An 18,771-nucleotide genomic window follows, 5' to 3' on the forward strand; every position below is an offset into this window, starting at 1 on the left:
TGACATCTCTCCTCTCATATACATACTTATATCTTTCACGATTTTGAATAAAAAGAAACATCCTGACTGTTTCAAAAAGGAGTGAAAACAGGATGCCCTATATTACGAAAATTTCTGCCCAGAAAAACAATACAGAGCGTGTAAACATCTTTCTTGATGAAAAATACGCATTTAGCGTTGATTTAGATGTGCTTGTCCAATTTGACTTGAAAAAAGGCAAAGAATTGGACGAATCAGACATCATTGAAATTCAATTCGGCGATCTGGTCAAAAAAGGATTTAAGCAAGCTGTCGATTATTTATCTTACCGCATGAGGTCAGTGAAAGAAGTCACTGATTACCTGACGAAAAAAGAGTTTCCAGCACCTGCCATTATTGAAATTATACACAAATTAAAGCATTATCAATATGTAAATGATGTTGAATTTGCAGAAGCATATGTCAGCACGCAACGTAAAACCAATCACAAAGGACCATCCGTCTTAAAAAGAGAATTAAAGCAAAAAGGAATTGATGATGACATCATCGAACAAGCACTGGCGCAATATTCAAATGAGTTGCAGCTAGAGGAAGCTGTCAAACAAGTACTCAAGCTTGTCAAGAAAGAGAAGAATCGTTCTGCGAAAGAGATGGAGCAACGCATCAAGCTTCAGTTGCAAAGAAAAGGTTTTTCTTTTGAAGTCATTGATCAAGCCCTTCAAGAAGCTTATGATGGACAAGAAGAGGAAAAGGAAGAAGAAGCGCTTAATTATATGCTGGAGAAGGCAAAGCGCAAAGTGGGATATGACGGCTCATTTGAAAAGAAGATGAAAGTGAAGCAATTCCTCTATCGGAAAGGCTTTGATCTCGATACAATTGATCACGTTCTAGACAAAGGGGAATGACAGATGGACAAACGCTATAGTGAGATGACAGAATACGAATTAAAGCAGGAAATTGCAGCCTTATCGGAAAAGGCAAGAAAGGCTGAGCAGCTTGGTATCGTTAATGAATACGCTGTATTAGAGCGGAAAATTGATATGGCCAAGGCATATTTATTAGATCCAAGTGCCATTCAGACAGATACCACTTATCAAATCAAAGATACGGACGAGCACTTTTACGTTCAATATTTAAATGGTGTGTTTGCGTGGGGATATAGGTTGTCGACCCCTGATCAAGAAGATGCATTACCGATTTCATTACTGACACAAAAGGACTGATCTTTAAGATCAGTCCTTTCGTTCCTTACTTCGAGCGCTGCTTACGGACGTTGTTCTGAAGGACGATGTCGTGCTGCGTTTGCTGGGTTTCTCCATTGACCTGAGAGGCTGAATGCTTTGCATTCGCCCATGGTTGGGGATAAGCTGTTGTTCTTAATTGAACAAAATCCTCCATATACGATTTACCATTTGCACTCATATCTCAAGCACTCCCTTTGGAAAAATTAGCGTTTCCCTGATGCCCTCATACGTTCCTGTGGACGTGTGTTCGTCTCACCATTTGGCCTTTTTGATGCAAAAGCATCTGTAGCCCCTGGCTCGCCTTCAAACTTGTGATTCACTTGATTTGGAAACCCCTTTGCTTTATTGCGCATATCGATTCCCTCCAAAGAATACAAATCATTTGCGTCTTTTGAAGACGTAAGGGTAGTATATGAAAAAAGAGTTTTTTTTAAATAGGCACTTTTTGCTAGATGAAGGAGGAATCAATATGGAACAATACTTTGAACGATTAACTGAACAACTCATGGAAAAAAATAATATGCTGACATATGACGAAGCACGCACATGGGTGGAGCTATTATGGAGTGATTTTGAAACGACCTATGCAAAAGCAGGGCGCAAGTATAAAGGGCAAGAAACGACAGAACGCATTGTGCAGGAATGGATAGAGAGCTATGGTGCTCAGTTGCATTTATTTCAAAATGAAAAATCAAAAGCAAACGAGCATCTGCAAAATAACAAAAGGCTCCTCCACTAAAAGGCTCGCTTTTTCATTTTTATTCATCAAGTTGAACGAATTGGGCATTATATCATCATACATTATTGATAAAACCATTTCAGTCTGTGATAAGCATTACAGGCTTTTTACAATAGATAAACTTAAAATTACATTAAATTCATATGGCTGAAAACGATTGAGAACAAACATTTGATATAATGAAACGATTGAAAAGAACATGAAATAGATGGTTATGAAAAAAAGTGTTTCATTTCCTCACAAAAAAGGAATAATGAACATATCAGACGGTATGAAAAAATGAAGAGAAGGTGCGATATGAAACGGGAATTGCTCTCTGTTATAATTCCTTCCTACAATGAAGGTGAAAACATCAGACGAATCTTTGAGGCACTCGAGGAAGAGTTTCGCGATTTTCATTATGATTATGAAATCATCTTTATAAATGATGGAAGCAAAGACAACACTCTTCAATACATGAGAGAGTTATCTCACAAGAGTGCAAAGGTCAAATATATTTCCTTTTCACGTAACTTCGGAAAGGAAGCAGCCATATTGGCTGGGCTCGAACATGCAAAGGGAGAAGCGGCGATCATTATGGACGCCGACCTGCAGCATCCGACGTATTTGATTCGAGAATTTGTCAGAGGGTTTGAGGAAGGGTATGATCAAGTCATTGCCAAACGGAACCGTAAAGGTGATAGTCCAATCCGTTCTTATCTATCATCCATGTACTATAAAGTCATGAACAAAGTCGTAGAAGTAGATTTACGTGATGGCGTAGGTGATTTCCGCTTAATTTCACGCAAAGCAATCGACGCATTGCTTCAATTGAAAGAAGGGAATCGCTTTTCAAAAGGGCTTTTTTGCTGGATCGGTTTTGAAGAGAAAGTCATTTATTATGAAAATGTGGAAAGGCAGCATGGCGATACAAAATGGTCGCTGAAGAAATTATTTAACTATGGCATTGATGGCGTCATTTCTTTTAACAACCGCCCGCTGCGCATTTGCTTGTACACTGGCATACTGATCTTATTCCTCTCTTTGATTTATATTGTGGCTACCTTTATTCAAATCGTCAGAACAGGGATTATGGTACCAGGTTATTTCACTATAATATCGGCTGTACTTTTCCTCGGCGGTGTTCAGCTTTTGAGCCTAGGTGTGATTGGAGAATATATTGGCCGTATTTATTATGAAACAAAAAAAAGGCCTCATTATTTGATTCAAGAGTCAAATGTGACGGAAGAAGAGACAAGCTCAAAAGAACAAGACCGAGTGTTAACTCAGTTATTTAAATAACGATGGATTCAAATAACCGGCAAGCGTGAGTCGCTTGCTGGGTTGTTTTGTTTCGAGAAAAAGCTGATTTTCTTTGGAAAGGATTTAGAAGATGAAACGTAAATGGATGATCATTGGAATTTGTCTCATTCTCGCCATACTAGGCCATTCCTTCTTCTTATATGAATATGCCAACGGCCGATTCATGACAGGTGATGGAGATGGTATCTCGCAAATGCTCCCATTTAAAAAGCTGCTTTATGACGAATACGTCAAAGGAAACTTTTTTTATTCTTATCAATTTGGTCTAGGCGGCGGGACATATACACAATTAGGTTATTATTTTACAACGTCGACTGTCTTTATGATCACTGTGCTCGTTGTGTGGTTTATGAATGCGCTTCATATCATTCAGTCAACGGACATTCACTTCTGGGCAAATGCTGTCATTTGGTTAAGTGTGATCAAGCTGACGCTCATCCTCTTCATTGCCTATCGCGTGCTGCGATCCATTGTTCAAAATCAAACAGGAGCACTGACAGGAGCCGGTATATATGGATTGTCCATTACATATTTCCGGCATCAAACATTTTGGGAGTTTTTCACAGACAGTATGATGTGGTTCCCCCTGCTGGTGCTTGGGGTTGAACGTATTTTCAAAACTGGCAGACCGGCTTGGTTTATTGTTGCGTGCAGTCTCATGCTGATCAACAATTTTTATTTTGCTTATATTCACTTTATTTTTTTGGCCATATACCTTGTGTTCAGATATTTGATCAAGCTCCGCAGTGAGGAGCGTGGCTGGAAGGTGATATGGACACTTGCCTTCTCAACGCTGTTATCCTTTGGAATCAGTGCCGCCTTCTTTATTCCTTCAGTTTATGGCTTTCTCAATAATTTAAGGCCGCCGTATGATCAGGCGATTCCATGGTTTGAACTGCATGACCACCTTATCTTTACAAGTAGGGTGTATTTACTGCCTGTGGTCTTTCTGATTTGTCTGTTCCTCGTTCCGCTTTATCGAAATCGGTGGTTTTTTATGTTCACATCGATTAGCACTGTGCTCATCATTTTTCATTACAGTCCGAAAATGGCAAGTGTGTTTAACGGTTTTTCTGCTCCTCAGTACAGGTTTGAATACATGTTGGCGTTTACAGTCGGTGCGGTCGTGGCCATCACCATCAAACATGTCCAACAGATCGAATGGAAGTGGAAGAAGCGGGCGGTGATAGGTGCATGGCTTGTGTTCATTCTCACAGTTGTCTTGTCAGAACGGGCTATGCGTCATTTGGATGTGGTTGTATTTACGGGAACGGGTCTTCTTGTCATCAGTCTTTTCTTCCTTTGGACACATGCTGAAAAACGTCAGCAACTTCATCTGTTTTCAGCAGTTCTGCTTGTATCAAGTCTACTTACAGCAGGTGTTTATCAAAAGGGATACTTATCTGAGATAAGTAACATAAAGGAAGTATCAAGTGCTTATATGAAAAGTGAGGCGTATGCTGGTCAAGAGCAAATGAAGCTCATTCAGCAAATTCAAAGCCGTGAGAAAGACCCGCTCGCCCGCATTGATTGGATGAACGGCGTTCGGAACAATACCCCATTATTTGAAGGTTTTAATGGCATGAGTGTGTATTCAAGTATTTTGAATAAGCACCTGCTGCATTTTTACTGGAACGACTTGCAAATTGATACGGGACGAGAAAGTGTCAGCCGCTATGCCACAATGGGCGACCGAAATAATTTATACAGCTTGACTTACGGCAAATATTATATGAGAAATAAAATGATGCCTTATTCACCGCCCGCCTATTTTCAGCCGATCATGGAAAGTGAGCATTATGAGGTATATGAAAATACACGGCCACTTCCATTTGCAAGAACAACGAGTACCATCTATTCAGAAGAATCCCTACAGCATGCGTCAGCACTTGATAGAGAGCATGCGATGCTGCAAGGCGTGATTTTAGACAAAAAAGGAAACGCTGAAATCGAGCATGCGCCAGATCGAGTAAAGGATACAAATATTCATACGGAACAAGCCGTATACGAAAATGGTGTGCTTGACGTATACGGGGAAACGGGCGGCCTAAATATCACGCTGCCAGATGATATGGCCCGTTCAGGGGATGTGTATGTGAGCTTTTATGTGAAGCGGACCGACCTTAACGAAGGATTTCAGTTGTCTGTTGATCAATACGTCACTTCACGAAAAAGCAATACATCGATCTATAAAACAGGCGTAAATGAAGTCACCATTCGAGTGCCTGCCGAAAAAATTCTATCAATCCGAGTACCAAAAGGAACGTATGAGTTTCGTCAATTAAAGCTATATCAAGAGCCATATCATGTCCTGCAACAAGCATATGAAAAGGCAAGAAAAGATAATGGAAACCAGCAAGTGAAACTCCACAACAATCGCTTCACCATCTCTTATGATAACAAGCGAGGAGATGATTATATGGTCATCCCAGTTCCGTATGAACAGGGATGGGAACTGACGGTGAATGGACAAAAGACGAAGATTGAAAAAGCCAACTACACATTTATCGGCTTTCCAATAGAAAAAGGCAAAAACGAGATTGTGTTAACCTACTATCCGCCTTATATCAAAATCTTGGTTCTTATCTCTCTCATCAGTCTGCTTGTTGCGATCATCTATGCATGGAGAAGACACAAAAAGAGGTAGACAATTCATTAGATCAATAATGAAGCCCAGTATGGCAAAAGGAAGTTGTACGACAAAATGCGGCATCTTAAGAAAGAATAGACCTCGAACAAAAACTCTATATCAAACTCATAGAAAAAACCGACTGCAAGAAGTCCTAGGATACGGGGTTTTGTATGACCAAGATATAAAAAGAAAAGACAGGTGCGAATGTAAGGTAACAGACATAAAATCCCTCAACATTCGCACCTTTTTATTCGACAAAAGCAAATGATAAAATTTAACTCAAAATGTTGCTGATTTGTTGTTTGAGTATCATCACCTGAAAGATGTGACAATAATAGCATGAATTTTCAACGAACTCTACACGAGTATGTGAATAAAACGAAAGCCAAGCACCTTAAAATTTTTTTCTGCACATCACTTAAATCCAAAATACAAAAAAGACTCGCTCACACAGAGCCGAGTCTTAATTTTTTTTGCAGTTTTTCTTCACTGAAAATCCAGCCGGTATAGGAATTTTTAATTTGATGGTCCATGTCGATGTGGCAGATCGCGACAAAAGGATAGTGACCTTTGCTGCGGTAGCGCAAATCAATGAACCGCACCTCATAATGATCTTTGTACTTATCCACTTCCCAACGGTATACAGGGGAAAAGGACAGAAAGGCTGAAATGTTTTCATCTTGCTTGGCAATTTTCATAATTTCAGTATCAGGGACCGGCACACGGTTAAAGGTGTCTAAAATGACGATCTCCCCATTCATGCTTCGACCGACATGAAAAGACGATTTACATTTGACCGCAATGCGCCATTGTCTGAATTTCATCGTTGGCGAAATGATGATCTCTTCAATCTCATCAAAACGTTCACGCAGCTCACGTTTAAGCTGAAGCTGCATGATCACCCTGACGATATAATAACAGAAGATCGCCACATACAGCGTTAAGAACGTATAGCCGGGATGCCCGCCAATCGCCCATATGACAATGGCCACAAGATGGGTGAAAAAGATAAACGGATCAAATGTGTTAATGATCCCCAGCGCCACCCATTTTTTCGAAAATGGACGAAGGGCCTGTGTGCCGTATGCATTAAAAATATCAACAAACACATGAAGCACAACGGCAAGAAGCGTCCATAACCAAAGATGAAGCACATTCGCCTCCGGCACAAATGGAAACAGCACAGCCGGAATAAGCAATGACCAAAACAGTACAGCTGGAATGGAGTGGGTAAATCCTCGGTGATTTCGTATATAAACCGCATTATTTTTTAATTTTAGCACAGTATCAATATCTGGTGCTTGGGAGCCAGCAATGGTTGCAATCATAACGGCATGTGCCATTTCCGGATCTGCACTAACGGCTGGATCTAAAAGCGCAAGTCCCCCAAGAGAAATGCCCATTACTACATGAGTACCAGTATCCAATTGATTACCTCCTAGTTGTCGTGCTTAGGAACAATCATACAAAGTATACGTCTTCTCTAAAGACTATGTGCAAAATTACTTTTGCTTTGTCTTGATTTAATGTAACATATTAACGTATCTACAATCAGTATACAACAAATAAGGTTCTTTTCAGAACGTTAGCCCTCTGATCATTATAAGGAGTTTAAATATGAAAGAAATCCAAGAAAAGCTGGATCGTAAACAAATTGCGGATTTTCAGCACGATTTAATTGATTGGTATGAAAAAGAAAAACGGACATTACCTTGGCGTGAAAACCAAGATCCTTACCGCGTTTGGGTATCAGAAGTGATGCTTCAGCAAACGAGAGTGGATACGGTCATTCCTTATTTTCAACGGTTTATGGAGCAATTCCCTACTGTCAAAGACCTCGCTTTAGCAGATGAAGAAAAAGTCATGAAAGCATGGGAGGGTCTTGGCTACTACTCACGAGTGCGTAATTTACAGGCAGCTGTGAAAGAAGTATATGAATCCTACGGTGGCGTTGTCCCTGATACGAAAGAGCAATTTTCAAAGCTAAAGGGCGTAGGTCCTTATACAAGTGGAGCTGTTTTGAGCATCGCATACAAGAAACCATACCCTGCTGTAGATGGTAACGTCATGAGAGTCATCTCACGTATCCTGTCGATATGGGATGATATTGCCAAACCGAAAACGAGACATATTTTTGAATTTGCAGTCGATCAGCTCATTTCCCGGGAAAAGCCGTCAGAATTTAATCAAGGGCTCATGGAGTTGGGTGCACTGATTTGCACTCCTACATCCCCAGCCTGTCTTATTTGTCCTGTGAACATGCATTGCTCGGCCTTTGAGGAAGGTGTTCAACATGAATTGCCTGTCAAAAGTAAAAAGAAAAAGCCTACTGCCAAATCAATGGCAGCAGCTGTTTTGTTCGATGAGGCGGGCTATCTTTATATTCATAAGCGCCCCAATACAGGTCTGCTTGCGAACCTGTGGGAGTTTCCCAACACGGAAACCACCAAAGGGAGAAAAACGGAAAAAGAGCAGCTACTCGAATTTTTAGAGCAAAAAGCAGGCGTACAGGTTCAACTAGGTGATTTAGAAGGCACGATTCAGCATGTATTTACCCATCTGATCTGGAATATATCCGTTTTCTTTGGGACCGTCAATGCTGTGACTGATGACACCGTACTGAAAAAAGTAACGAGAGAAGAATTTGAGTCACACGCTTTGCCAGTATCACACCAAAAAATTTGGAAGATGGCAGTGGAGCAGCCTAGTCGTATTTAACTGTTGTGCCGTGGGTATAATCGGCTTCATTCCGGTGCAGACCCCCGCGCTCTTCTATTTCAGAGACGATTTCTCGATACTTGGATTGTCCTTCTTCGTTTAAATAAGGTAAAATTTGTTGAAAAGCATGATGAAAATAAGCAAGCTCAGTATCTTTCCATTGATCTTTTGACATCATGCCAAGCTGGCTTAAATCGCGTCCGACATACATGAATGTAACCTCCTAATAGGAATTTTCCTATTAGTGTGAAGCGAATGGACGAAAACTATTCAAATCAGGAGATGAACCTTAATGAGTCAACGTAAATGTGCATTAATTACAGGAAGCAGCAGAGGTGTTGGAAAGGCAGTTGCCCTTCGCCTTGCTGAAAAAGGATATGACATTGTCATTAACTATGCGAGAAGTAAAAAGGCAGCACTAGAAACAGCTGAAGAAATCGAAGCATTAGGCGTAAAAGCGTTAGTTGTAAAAGCCAATGTCGGTCAGCCAGAAAAAATCAAAGACATGTTTCAACAAATTGATGAAACATTTGGCCGTTTAGATGTATTTATTAACAATGCGGCATCTGGTGTACAACGTCCAATTATGGAACTTGAGGAAAACCATTGGGACTGGACAATGAATATTAATGCAAAAGCCCTATTATTTTGCGGGCAAGAAGCGGCGAAACTCATGGAAAAAAACGGTGGTGGACATATCGTCAGCATTAGCTCACTAGGCTCCATCCGCTACCTTGAAAACTACACAGTAGTCGGCGTTTCAAAAGCAGCACTAGAAGCACTCACACGTTACTTATCCGTTGAGCTGTCACAAAAGAATATCGTCGTCAATGCCGTTTCAGGCGGTGCGATTGATACAGATGCACTTAAGCACTTCCCGAACCGAGAAGAGCTATTAGAAGATGCGAAAAATAATACACCAGCAGGCCGTATGGTAGAAATTAAAGACATGGTCGACAGTGTAGAATTCCTTGTATCAGGCAAGGCAGACATGATCAGAGGACAAACCATTATTGTGGATGGTGGACGTTCTTTACTTGTTTAAAAAAATCATGAATAGGATGTACACCTTTTGCACAAATTAATGTGCGTGGAGGTGATAATGATGGACAAACAACAAAACAAAACAAACGCACAACAAGTGAAAAAACAAAACCAAGCTGCTGCTCAAGGTCAATATGGTACAGAATTTGCTAGCGAGACTGACGCACAGCAAGTAAAAAAATACAACCAAAAAGCTGAGCAAAACAAACAACAAAACAGCTAATCACTGAAACAAAGGAAAGTACTTCATATACGAATGAAGTGCTTTTCTTTTTGCTAATCACCACCAACCGACAAAACCTGTAAAGTCTCTACATAAACAGTCAAAGGACTTCCTCATCCTTTCAAGAATTGATATAGATACAAAATAGGATTTTGAATGAAAAAGGAGGAGTTAGATGTCTCATTTCGATCAGCTTGTCAAAGAACAAATGAAACTCATGGACCACCTGCTAGATGTACAAGGAGAGCTAGATGTATGCTTAGAAATAAAAAAACGACTGCTACAAGAAGAAAAAAATGAGGAATGGCATAAGCTTGATCATCAAATCAAACAAAAACGTGACGAACTGCAAAAAGTACAAACATTGTTTACAAAACAAACTAAGCAAGTAATTAATTCATATAAACAGATGGAAAAGAGTTCGACCGTCATGTAATTCAGTATGCCATTCAATTGCCTTGAATGGCCTCTTTTCATTTCATTTTTTACCTATGTAACGGTATAATATAATTGAGACATGTTAAGTTAGTTAAGAAATTAGGTCTTTGGACTGTTAGGTTTGTTTGTTATAGAAAGTAGGGGAGAAAATATGGGCTATCCCAAGGAAGGAGAAACCATCCAAATTCAAAGCTATAAACACAATGGCTTGATCCACAGGATTTGGAATGAAACCACCATTCTGAAAGCAACGGAATTGTGTATCATTGGTGCAAACGACCGAACAATGGTGACGGAATCCGATGGACGTACATGGATGACAAGAGAACCGGCCATTTGCTATTTTCATGCAAAACAATGGTTTAATGTTATTGGGATGCTTAGAAATGATGGGGTATATTATTACTGCAACATTAGCTCTCCTTTTGCTACAGACGAAGAGGCAATTAAGTATATTGATTACGATTTAGATGTCAAAGTCTTTCCGGACATGACGTACAATATTTTGGATGAGGATGAATATGCAGACCATAAGAGGCAAATGAATTATCCAAAAGAAATCGATAGTATCTTAAGAGAGCATCTGAATACATTACTGCATTGGATTCACCAGCGGAAGGGACCGTTTGCTCCAGAATTTGTGGATATGTGGTATGAACGTTTTTTGCGTTATACAAAATAAGCAAGAGCCGCAAAAACCTGTTTGGCCTTAAATGAGCTAACAGGTTTTTGACTGCGTTTGGATAAGAGGCGCTGATAGACTGGGAAGGAGATTTACATGGGGGTCATTAAACGTTATATGGCTTTTGTTACACCGTATAAAAAACAGATTGCATTAACAATGGTAATCGGAATGATCAAATTCTCGATTCCTTTAACCTTGCCTCTGCTTTTAAAATATGTCATTGATGATGTGATTCAAGGATCAGGTACGGCTGAAGAAAAGACGTCCTCACTCCTTATGATCATGGGAATCATGCTCTTTTTATTTTTAATTATGAGACCGCCAGTTGAATACTATAGACAATATTATGCACAGTGGACAGGCAGTAAAGTGTTGTTTGATATTCGGGAAAAGCTGTTCTCACATATTCAAAAGCTAAGTCTCCGGTATTATGCAAATACGAGAACTGGTGAGATCATTTCAAGGGTTATTAACGATGTGGAGCAGACGAAGGAATTTGTGATTACAGGACTTATGAATATTTGGCTTGATATGATGACAGTGCTGATCGTGATTGCCATTATGTGCACACTTGATATCAAGCTCACCATCGTATCAGTTATTATTTTTCCACTTTACGCTTTCGCTGTGAAGTATTTTTATGGACGACTTCGCAAGCTAACAAAAGAGCGTTCACAGGCGTTAGCTGAAGTACAAGGGCATCTTCATGAACGAGTACAAGGAATGCCGGTGATTCGTAGCTTTGCGATTGAAGAGTATGAACAAGAGAATTTTCATGATGAAAACAAGAATTTTTTAAACAAAGCGATTAACCATACGAATTGGAATGCCAAGACATTCGCAGTTGTCAATACCATTACAGATATTGCGCCACTCTTAATTATTGCGTTTGCAGGCTATACCGTTATCAACGGATCGCTATCCATTGGCACAATGATAGCTTTCGTCGGCTATATTGACCGTATGTACAGTCCAATTCGGCGTCTCATTAACTCATCGACGACATTAACTCAGTCCATTGCGTCGATGGATCGAATATTTGAGTTTATTGATGAGCCGTACGAGGTGACAGATCGACCAAATGCCAAGGAAGCCAATCATTTAAAGGGAGAAGTTGAATTTAAGAATGTGTCCTTTCGTTATGAAAATACGCAGGAAGAAATTTTACATAATATCTCATTGAAAGTAGAGCAAGGTCAGACCATTGCGCTAGTAGGAATGAGCGGCGGAGGGAAATCAACACTCGTCAGTTTAATCCCAAGATTCTATGACGTGACAAAAGGATCACTTGAAATGGATGGTATAGATATTAAAGAATACAAGGTAAGAAGTTTGCGAAATCATGTGGGGATGGTACTGCAAGATACCTTCTTATTTAGTGATACGATAAAAGAGAATATTGCCGTTGGAAATCCGGAAGCGTCTTTTGACGAAATCGTATCCGCAGCAAAAGCTGCAAACGCTCATCAATTCATCATGTCTCTCCCTGAAGGCTATGACACAAAGGTGGGTGAACGAGGCGTGAAGCTTTCAGGCGGGCAAAAACAACGGATTTCTATTGCCAGAGTTTTTCTCAAAAATCCGCCTCTGCTCATCTTGGACGAAGCAACGTCTGCCCTTGATTTAGAAAGTGAACACTATATTCAAGAAGCAATGCAAAAGCTAGCAAAGGATCGTACGACATTTATTGTTGCACACCGTCTGTCCACGATTACACATGCCGATCAAATTGTTGTCATGGAAAAAGGTGAGATTGTGGAAAAAGGGACACATGAAGAATTAATGAACCGAGGAGACAGCCACTATCGCCATCTATTTAGCATTCAAACATTAAATTAGTAGAAGCCTATCCGATTTTAGCGATAGGCTCTTTATTTCCCAGCTTGTCTCAATGCAATTTAAAAAAGTATGACGAGGTGGTGAACTTGTGAAGCGCCTACTTAGAAAGCCGAGGGTTTACAATCACTAATTCTTGACTCAATCAAACAATTCTTTCAAGCATAAGCTGGCTGTGATTGTGTTTTTATTTCTGAATCTTGCGATTGAAACGGCGATTAATGAAGCAGCAGCTTTTGGGTTTTTAGGGCTGGGAGCACAGGCTTTAAGTCCAAAGTGGGGGAAAATGCTGGACGATACAAGACCTTATCTTGTCCAAGCGCAGTGGACACTTTCCTTCCTAGGAATTGCGATTATGCTCACTGTCCTTTTGAATGGTTTAAGAGATACCCTCGATCCTAAAAATAAAATAAGAAAGACCGATTCTCATAATCGGTCTTTACGCTTCTTTTTCCTCTGTTTCAATTTCACTATCTTTTGGGTGATACGTTTGGAAGCTTGTAATTAATGTATCTAAATGCTCCAATTCATCACGGTATTCAATGATGCTAGACATGACATTCAGCATATTGTAATCAAGCAAGTCGTGCTCTTGGTTTTGCTGATGCTGAATAAAAGATTTTGTCAATGTTTGAAGACGTAGAGAACACTCATTTTGAAAATCATCATCCTGAGGCTTCATTTTCCCGACAAACTTCATTAAGGTTCGCTCGTGCCAATATAGTAAATAATCAATCTCATCGGTTAAGCTCTCCCTGAAATGTTCTGGCATCATATGAATTTCATTTTCTAATTTATGGAGTTTTTTAAGCAAGTACAGGGCTCGATTTGATGTCATAATGGCCTGTCTGAATAAAACGAGCTTTCTTGATTTCACATAAGTGGTTTTCTTTAAATAGCTTCGTTCTTCTTTATACAACAAGTAAATATGATCTAATTTGATCATGCGTTCCTTTATTTGATCGATGTCATCCTTTAAAATGGAATGATCAGTAGACTGTCTGGAGCTCAGACGGATCCATTTTAAAATCTCCTCCGTATTTTCCATAATATGATGCACAAGCTTTGTTTCATACTTTGGTGGCAGGAAGATTAAATTCACAAGGAATGAAGAAAGTACGCCTAACACCACGGTAGCCGTTCGTATTAAAGCAAAGGAAAGGAAGTGATCTCCTGCACTTTCTAAAATAGCGATGACGGTCACAAGTGCAATCGGAATCGTGTGTTCAATCTTCAGCTTTAAATTAATGGCGATGACCATGACGGCGGTTAAACCTATAATGACTGGTCCAGTGCCAAAAAGCAGACCGAACGTAATGGCAAGTGCTGCTCCAATAATATTGGCTTGCACTTGATCAACAATCGTTAAAAATGATCGATAAATAGATGGCTGGATAGCAAATACAGCTGCAATTCCCGCAAAGACGGGTGTTGGCAACCCAAGCCATGTTGCCAAGTAAAGCGCGAGTACAATGGCAATACCAGTTTTTAAAATACGGGCTCCAAGTTTCATTGGTTTTTGTCCCTGCATTCCTTTCTTTTTGATAATTGATGACCTCTCGTCACATATCATAATATTTTGATGAAACAACTAAGTAATATACAGTGGTCTTCCGAAATATTCAAGTGATTTTTGGAAAGTTCATGAAGACATCTAAAGAAGGTATTGAGAAAAAATGTAACAGATTCAAACGCTTTTGACAATCAAGAGCTGACTTATCAAAAAAACAGACGCAATTTTTCACGTCTGTTTTTTATCATATTATTGTTTTTTCAGTTGTTTAAACGCATAATCTACTGCTTTTAACGTATCAGAAATATCTTTTTCAGTGTGTGCAATAGTTAAGAACCAAGCTTCATATTTAGATGGTGCAAGGTTAATCCCTTGCGTGAGCATCAATTTGAAGAAACGAGCGAACATTTCGCCGTCTGTATTCTCAGCCTGCTCGTAGTTCACAATCTTTTCTTTTGTAAAATAAATCGTAAGAGCACCTTTTAAGCGATTCACCGTAATATCGACCTGATGTTTCTTCGCACAGGCTAAAATACCTTCTTCTAATATGGCGCCAAGTTGATCAAGACGTTCATATACTCCGTCTTCTTTTAAAACTTCTAAGCACGCAATACCAGAAAGAATAGATGCAGGATTTCCTGCCATTGTGCCAGCTTGATAGGCTGGTCCGAGCGGGGCAACTTGTTCCATAATCTCTTTTTTACCGCCATATGCTCCGATAGGAAGACCGCCGCCAATGATTTTTCCTAATGCTGTAAGGTCAGGCTTCACTTGAAGTAAGTCTTGTGCACCGCCATACATAAAACGAAAGGCCGTAATGACCTCATCATAGATGACAAGCGCACCTTTTTCGTGTGTTGCATCATTGACCTGTTGCAAGAACCCATCCTTAGGCTCCACAATGCCAAAGTTGCCGACGATTGGTTCAACTAGGACAGCTGCAACCTCATGACCCCATTGATCTAATGCGGCTTTGTAGCTTTCGATATCATTAAATGGCACCGTGATGACTTCATTTGCAATACTTTTTGGTACGCCAGCCGAGTCAGGTGTTCCTAAAGTGGATGGACCAGAACCTGCTGCAACAAGCACAAGATCAGAATGACCGTGATAACACCCAGCGAATTTTATCATTTTGGTTCTGCCAGTATAAGCACGTGCCACGCGAATGGTTGTCATCACCGCTTCTGTACCTGAATTGACAAATCGGACTTTATCTAAAGAAGGGATCGCTTCCTTCAGCATTTTAGCAAATGTCACCTCATGCTTCGTTGGTGTTCCGTATAAGACACCAGTCTCAGCAGCTTTTGTGATCGCTTTTGTAATATGAGGATGGGCATGTCCAGTAATAATTGGACCGTATGCCGCCAAATAATCTATGTAACGATTTCCGTCAACATCCCAAAAATAAGCGCCTTCTCCTCTCTCCATTGCTACAGGTGACCCGCCGCCTACTGCTTTATATGAACGAGACGGGCTGTTTACCCCGCCAACAATGTGCTCCAGCGCCTCTTGATGCAATTTTTCTGATTCTGTCAATTTCATAAATAGCCTCCTATCTCAACGTATCACGTCGTCTATCCCTATTTTAACATGCCAATGCAAGCGTCCTTAGTTGAATATCCTTTAAAAATTGGATAGGCTATTTAAAAATAGGTTGGAGGGATTGTGTGATGACAATTGAAGTAGGACAGCAAGTACCTGATATTGAATTAACCGGTGACCATGGAGAGAAAGTAAAGCTTTCAGATTTTAAAGGGAAGCATATTGTCCTTTATTTCTATCCAAAAGACATGACACCAGGCTGTACAACAGAAGCATGTGATTTCCGTGATCGTCATCAGAGCTTTGCAGAATTAGATGCGGTCATTATTGGGGTGAGTCCAGATAGCCAGGATAAGCACCAAAAGTTTAAAGAAAAACATGATTTACCGTTCTTACTGCTAGTGGATGATGAACAAAAGCTGTCAAAAGCATTTGGTGTCTGGAAGCTGAAAAAGAATTTCGGAAAAGAATACATGGGAATCGAACGATCAACATTTCTGATTAATAAAGAAGGAACACTTGTAAAAGAATGGCGAAAAGTAAAGGTGAAAGACCATGTCGAAGAGGCACTTGAAGAACTGAAATCTCATGCTTAACTGGATGACATGATCAGATCGGCAGAAATGCCGATCTTTTTTGTGAATAAGAATAGGTAAAAAAGAGGATTGTAATTGACAAAGTTCCAACTGTGAGGGTACACTATTTATAAAGATTATAATGTAAGAATATTTTTGAAGAGAGGTGCATGATGAAATGGCTGCTCACGAACTAAAAGACGCTTTAGATGCTTTAAAAGAAACCGGTGTTCGAATTACTCCGCAGCGCCATGCCATCTTGGAATTTCTCGTAAATTCTATGACTCACCCAACCGCGGACGATATATATAAAGCACTTGAAGGGAAATTTCCTAATATGAGTGTAGCAACGGTTTACAACAATTTACGAGTCTTCCGAGAATCTGGATTAGTAAAGGAATTAACGTATGGTGATTCCTCAAGCCGATTTGATTTTGCGACATCTGACCATTACCATGCAATTTGTGAGAACTGTGGAAAAATTGTTGACTTTCACTATCCTGGTCTTGATGAAGTAGAACAGCTTGCATCACATGTGACGGGATTTAAAGTCAGTCATCATCGTTTAGAAATCTATGGAACTTGTCAAGAATGCAGTAAAAAAGAAAACCATTAATGAAAAAGCTGACCGCTTGAACGGTCAGCTTATTTTCATGATTTTTTTCGATTATACGATTCATCAAACTCTTTACCCTCTAATGTTGGGTCGAGTGTGAGCGGCTCTCTGCAATGCATGCACATGTCCACACGCCCAAGCACCTTTGTTTCCTTCTGACATCCTGGACAAATTACCCTTACCGCCTTCGTAGAAAGCATACCAATCCAAAAGTAAACGGCCGTACTTAACACAATCGATAAGACGCCGAGCAACATGAAGAAAGTCGACAGCCAGATTGATTCCTTAAAGAACACACCGATATACATGATCAGAAAACCAACAAAAACCAAACTAAGTGCAAATGTTCTAATTTTATTAATCTTACTGGAGTATTTCGCCATCCCTAGTCCCCCTTATATTAAATATAGCACATTTTACCTTTCTATTTGAAATTAGTTATAGAGTTTCATGAGTAAATTGCTTATAATGACTCAATGATCTTTTTTCACGTATTGAAGGAATTTTGATTCTATGAGTAGAAATACATAGCATTAGAGAAGAACCCTACACCCGAGTATTGGAGGAATCACTATGGAAAATCTTCTCCGTCCTATTTATCAAGAGAGGGCCAGCTATCCAGATACATTGGCAGTAATTATAGTAGAAAGAAAACATAAAGTATCTTCTGAGACAGATAACTTTGATGCAGCACTTCTTGTAATTGTAAAGGATGCGAAAGAGCCGCTATTTATCAAACATTATGAATCCGATCATCAAACAGTTTCTTTAAATATCGTCACAGATGATCAGTTGAAGGAATGGATTACGCTTGGCACGAACCGCCGAATCATTGATTGGATTTTAAATGGAAAAGTATTGTTCGATCGAAATGACTATATTTACAACTTAATTGATGAACTTAGTACATTCCCATTTTCAAACCGTAAGCTCAAGATTGGTTTAGAATATGGCAAGCTCGTACGCAGATATATAGAAGGGAAAGCATTTTTTGAATCAAATCAATTCCTAGATGCATATAATTCCATTGTGCATGCACTGCACCATCTTGCACGTATTGAAGTGATTGATAAAGGTTTCCATCCAGAAGTGACGGTTTGGAATCAAGTCCGTCATATGGAGCCAGAAGTATATAAACTCTATTCTGAACTCATTGAAAGTCATGAAAGCTTGCATAAGCGCTTAGAACTGTTATTCTTAGCGAATGACTTTCTCATTCATTCAAAAGCAGAAATTGGCGCTGCCCATCTTTGTCATGTAATGAAGCAACAGGATATTTGGCTGTTTGGCGAGCTTCTTGCACATCCTGACCTCAAATTTTTCACACCTGACCTTAGTGTCATGATTGATTTCTTTGTAGAGAAAGGAATTATTCAAGTTGAGCCAATTGAGACAAAAGGACATAAAATCTATCATCGAGGATATTTTGTGAAAAAAGATATTGACGCATAAATATTATGATGGTATATTATTAACCGTCGCTAATGAGCAACTGAAGCTTTTTTAAAAAAAAAGCTGACAAAAGAGTTTCAATATAACACTTGACGCATACGGCGTTCAAATGTTATATTGATAAAGTCGCCTATAAGCGATAATGAAATGATCTTTGAAAACTAAACAAGACAAAACGTACCTGTTCATTCGAGATTTGATAAAAAATCCTATGATACATCATAGGTAGT

The 18,771-nt window shown here is 39.6% G+C and carries 20 protein-coding genes and 2 pseudogenes; 15 read left to right on the top strand and 7 right to left on the bottom strand.

The features are described from left to right. Positions 1 to 92: 92 nt before the first annotated feature. Positions 93 to 884 (top strand): recombination regulator RecX, encoded by a 792-nt coding sequence (gene recX / locus ACIQCE_RS15345; RefSeq protein ID WP_400495852.1) that lies wholly within the window; start codon positions 93 to 95, stop codon positions 882 to 884. A gap of 3 nt (positions 885 to 887) precedes the next feature. After that, positions 888 to 1,202 carry a YfhH family protein gene (locus ACIQCE_RS15350; RefSeq protein ID WP_353856330.1) on the top strand — a complete coding sequence of 105 codons (315 nt, stop codon included), beginning with the start codon at positions 888 to 890 and terminating at the stop codon, positions 1,200 to 1,202. Between the two features lie 25 nt (positions 1,203 to 1,227). Here ACIQCE_RS15350 and ACIQCE_RS15355 read toward each other — a convergent pair whose 3' ends face one another. Both ACIQCE_RS15355 and ACIQCE_RS15360 read right to left on the bottom strand, forming a co-directional pair. Beyond that, positions 1,228 to 1,401 (bottom strand): YpzG family protein, encoded by a 174-nt coding sequence (locus tag ACIQCE_RS15355; protein ID WP_353856329.1) that lies wholly within the window; start codon positions 1,399 to 1,401, stop codon positions 1,228 to 1,230. A 25-nt stretch (positions 1,402 to 1,426) separates the two neighbouring features. Continuing rightward, positions 1,427 to 1,576, bottom strand: coding sequence for a small, acid-soluble spore protein K (locus tag ACIQCE_RS15360; RefSeq protein WP_099679945.1), 150 nt, complete (start codon positions 1,574 to 1,576; stop codon positions 1,427 to 1,429). Positions 1,577 to 1,692: 116 nt separating this feature from the next. On the opposite strand from ACIQCE_RS15360, the gene ACIQCE_RS15365 reads away from it, so the two are divergent. The 3 genes from ACIQCE_RS15365 to ACIQCE_RS15375 all read left to right on the top strand — a co-directional run bounded on the left by ACIQCE_RS15365 (position 1,693) and on the right by ACIQCE_RS15375 (position 5,911). Next, the gene (locus tag ACIQCE_RS15365) at positions 1,693 to 1,962 is read left to right on the top strand and encodes a YfhJ family protein (RefSeq protein ID WP_353856327.1); all 270 of its coding nucleotides are present in this window, start codon (positions 1,693 to 1,695) and stop codon (positions 1,960 to 1,962) included. 297 nt (positions 1,963 to 2,259) lie between these two features. Beyond that, the gene (locus ACIQCE_RS15370) at positions 2,260 to 3,243 is read left to right on the top strand and encodes a glycosyltransferase family 2 protein (protein WP_353856326.1); all 984 of its coding nucleotides are present in this window, start codon (positions 2,260 to 2,262) and stop codon (positions 3,241 to 3,243) included. Between the two features lie 91 nt (positions 3,244 to 3,334). Beyond that, positions 3,335 to 5,911: a YfhO family protein gene (locus ACIQCE_RS15375; RefSeq protein ID WP_400495855.1), complete on the top strand. Its 2,577-nt coding sequence runs from the start codon at positions 3,335 to 3,337 to the stop codon at positions 5,909 to 5,911. Between the two features lie 431 nt (positions 5,912 to 6,342). Here ACIQCE_RS15375 and ACIQCE_RS15380 read toward each other — a convergent pair whose 3' ends face one another. Then, the gene (locus ACIQCE_RS15380; protein ID WP_400495857.1) at positions 6,343 to 7,323 is read right to left on the bottom strand and encodes a metal-dependent hydrolase; all 981 of its coding nucleotides are present in this window, start codon (positions 7,321 to 7,323) and stop codon (positions 6,343 to 6,345) included. Positions 7,324 to 7,513: 190 nt separating this feature from the next. Between ACIQCE_RS15380 and mutY the strand changes: the two genes are divergently transcribed. Beyond that, entirely contained in the window at positions 7,514 to 8,614 is a 1,101-nt protein-coding gene (gene mutY / locus ACIQCE_RS15385) for an A/G-specific adenine glycosylase (RefSeq protein ID WP_400495859.1), read from the top strand. Here the strand turns inward: mutY and ACIQCE_RS15390 are convergent. Beyond that, complete coding sequence (locus ACIQCE_RS15390; RefSeq protein ID WP_353856322.1) at positions 8,601 to 8,825, bottom strand: hypothetical protein; 225 nt, start codon at positions 8,823 to 8,825, stop codon at positions 8,601 to 8,603. The genes mutY and ACIQCE_RS15390 overlap by 14 nt on opposite strands. A gap of 81 nt (positions 8,826 to 8,906) precedes the next feature. On the opposite strand from ACIQCE_RS15390, the gene fabL reads away from it, so the two are divergent. The 6 genes and pseudogenes from fabL to ACIQCE_RS15420 all read left to right on the top strand — a co-directional run. Continuing rightward, positions 8,907 to 9,659 carry an enoyl-[acyl-carrier-protein] reductase FabL gene (fabL, locus tag ACIQCE_RS15395; RefSeq protein WP_400495862.1) on the top strand — a complete coding sequence of 251 codons (753 nt, stop codon included), beginning with the start codon at positions 8,907 to 8,909 and terminating at the stop codon, positions 9,657 to 9,659. A gap of 75 nt (positions 9,660 to 9,734) precedes the next feature. Continuing rightward, a pseudogene (locus ACIQCE_RS15400) lies at positions 9,735 to 9,881 on the top strand (gamma-type small acid-soluble spore protein); the annotation flags it as partial. A gap of 175 nt (positions 9,882 to 10,056) precedes the next feature. Next, the gene (locus ACIQCE_RS15405; protein WP_400495864.1) at positions 10,057 to 10,317 is read left to right on the top strand and encodes a YgaB family protein; all 261 of its coding nucleotides are present in this window, start codon (positions 10,057 to 10,059) and stop codon (positions 10,315 to 10,317) included. 153 nt (positions 10,318 to 10,470) lie between these two features. Then, positions 10,471 to 11,001: a nucleoside tri-diphosphate phosphatase gene (ntdP, locus tag ACIQCE_RS15410; RefSeq protein WP_400495866.1), complete on the top strand. Its 531-nt coding sequence runs from the start codon at positions 10,471 to 10,473 to the stop codon at positions 10,999 to 11,001. Positions 11,002 to 11,097: 96 nt separating this feature from the next. Continuing rightward, positions 11,098 to 12,843 (top strand): ABC transporter ATP-binding protein, encoded by a 1,746-nt coding sequence (locus tag ACIQCE_RS15415; protein ID WP_400495867.1) that lies wholly within the window; start codon positions 11,098 to 11,100, stop codon positions 12,841 to 12,843. A gap of 193 nt (positions 12,844 to 13,036) precedes the next feature. Next, positions 13,037 to 13,249: pseudogene (locus ACIQCE_RS15420) on the top strand (ABC transporter permease); the annotation flags it as partial. A 30-nt stretch (positions 13,250 to 13,279) separates the two neighbouring features. On the opposite strand, the gene ACIQCE_RS15425 reads toward ACIQCE_RS15420, so the two are convergent. Both ACIQCE_RS15425 and ACIQCE_RS15430 read right to left on the bottom strand, forming a co-directional pair. Further along, a complete protein-coding gene (locus tag ACIQCE_RS15425; RefSeq protein WP_400495869.1) occupies positions 13,280 to 14,353 on the bottom strand; it encodes an FUSC family protein in 1,074 nt (357 codons plus the stop codon). 249 nt (positions 14,354 to 14,602) lie between these two features. Next, positions 14,603 to 15,898, bottom strand: coding sequence for a glutamate-1-semialdehyde 2,1-aminomutase (locus tag ACIQCE_RS15430; protein WP_400495870.1), 1,296 nt, complete (start codon positions 15,896 to 15,898; stop codon positions 14,603 to 14,605). A 128-nt stretch (positions 15,899 to 16,026) separates the two neighbouring features. On the opposite strand from ACIQCE_RS15430, the gene bcp reads away from it, so the two are divergent. Together bcp and perR are read left to right on the top strand one after the other, a co-directional pair. Next, entirely contained in the window at positions 16,027 to 16,494 is a 468-nt protein-coding gene (bcp, locus tag ACIQCE_RS15435; protein ID WP_400495872.1) for a thioredoxin-dependent thiol peroxidase, read from the top strand. Positions 16,495 to 16,651: 157 nt separating this feature from the next. Continuing rightward, positions 16,652 to 17,089, top strand: coding sequence for a peroxide-responsive transcriptional repressor PerR (gene perR / locus ACIQCE_RS15440; RefSeq protein WP_353856315.1), 438 nt, complete (start codon positions 16,652 to 16,654; stop codon positions 17,087 to 17,089). Between the two features lie 35 nt (positions 17,090 to 17,124). On the opposite strand, the gene ACIQCE_RS15445 is transcribed toward perR, so the two are convergent. Next, positions 17,125 to 17,472, bottom strand: a complete 348-nt coding sequence (locus ACIQCE_RS15445; RefSeq protein WP_400495874.1) for a YgzB family protein — start codon at positions 17,470 to 17,472, stop codon at positions 17,125 to 17,127. Between the two features lie 190 nt (positions 17,473 to 17,662). Between ACIQCE_RS15445 and ACIQCE_RS15450 the strand changes: the two genes are divergently transcribed. After that, entirely contained in the window at positions 17,663 to 18,541 is an 879-nt protein-coding gene (locus ACIQCE_RS15450; RefSeq protein WP_400495876.1) for a nucleotidyltransferase-like protein, read from the top strand. Positions 18,542 to 18,771 lie beyond the last annotated feature (230 nt).

Origin of the sequence: Bacillus sp. NPDC093026 (assembly GCF_044754665.1) — a bacterium.
Lineage (GTDB): Bacteria > Bacillota > Bacilli > Bacillales > Bacillaceae > Bacillus > Bacillus maqinnsis.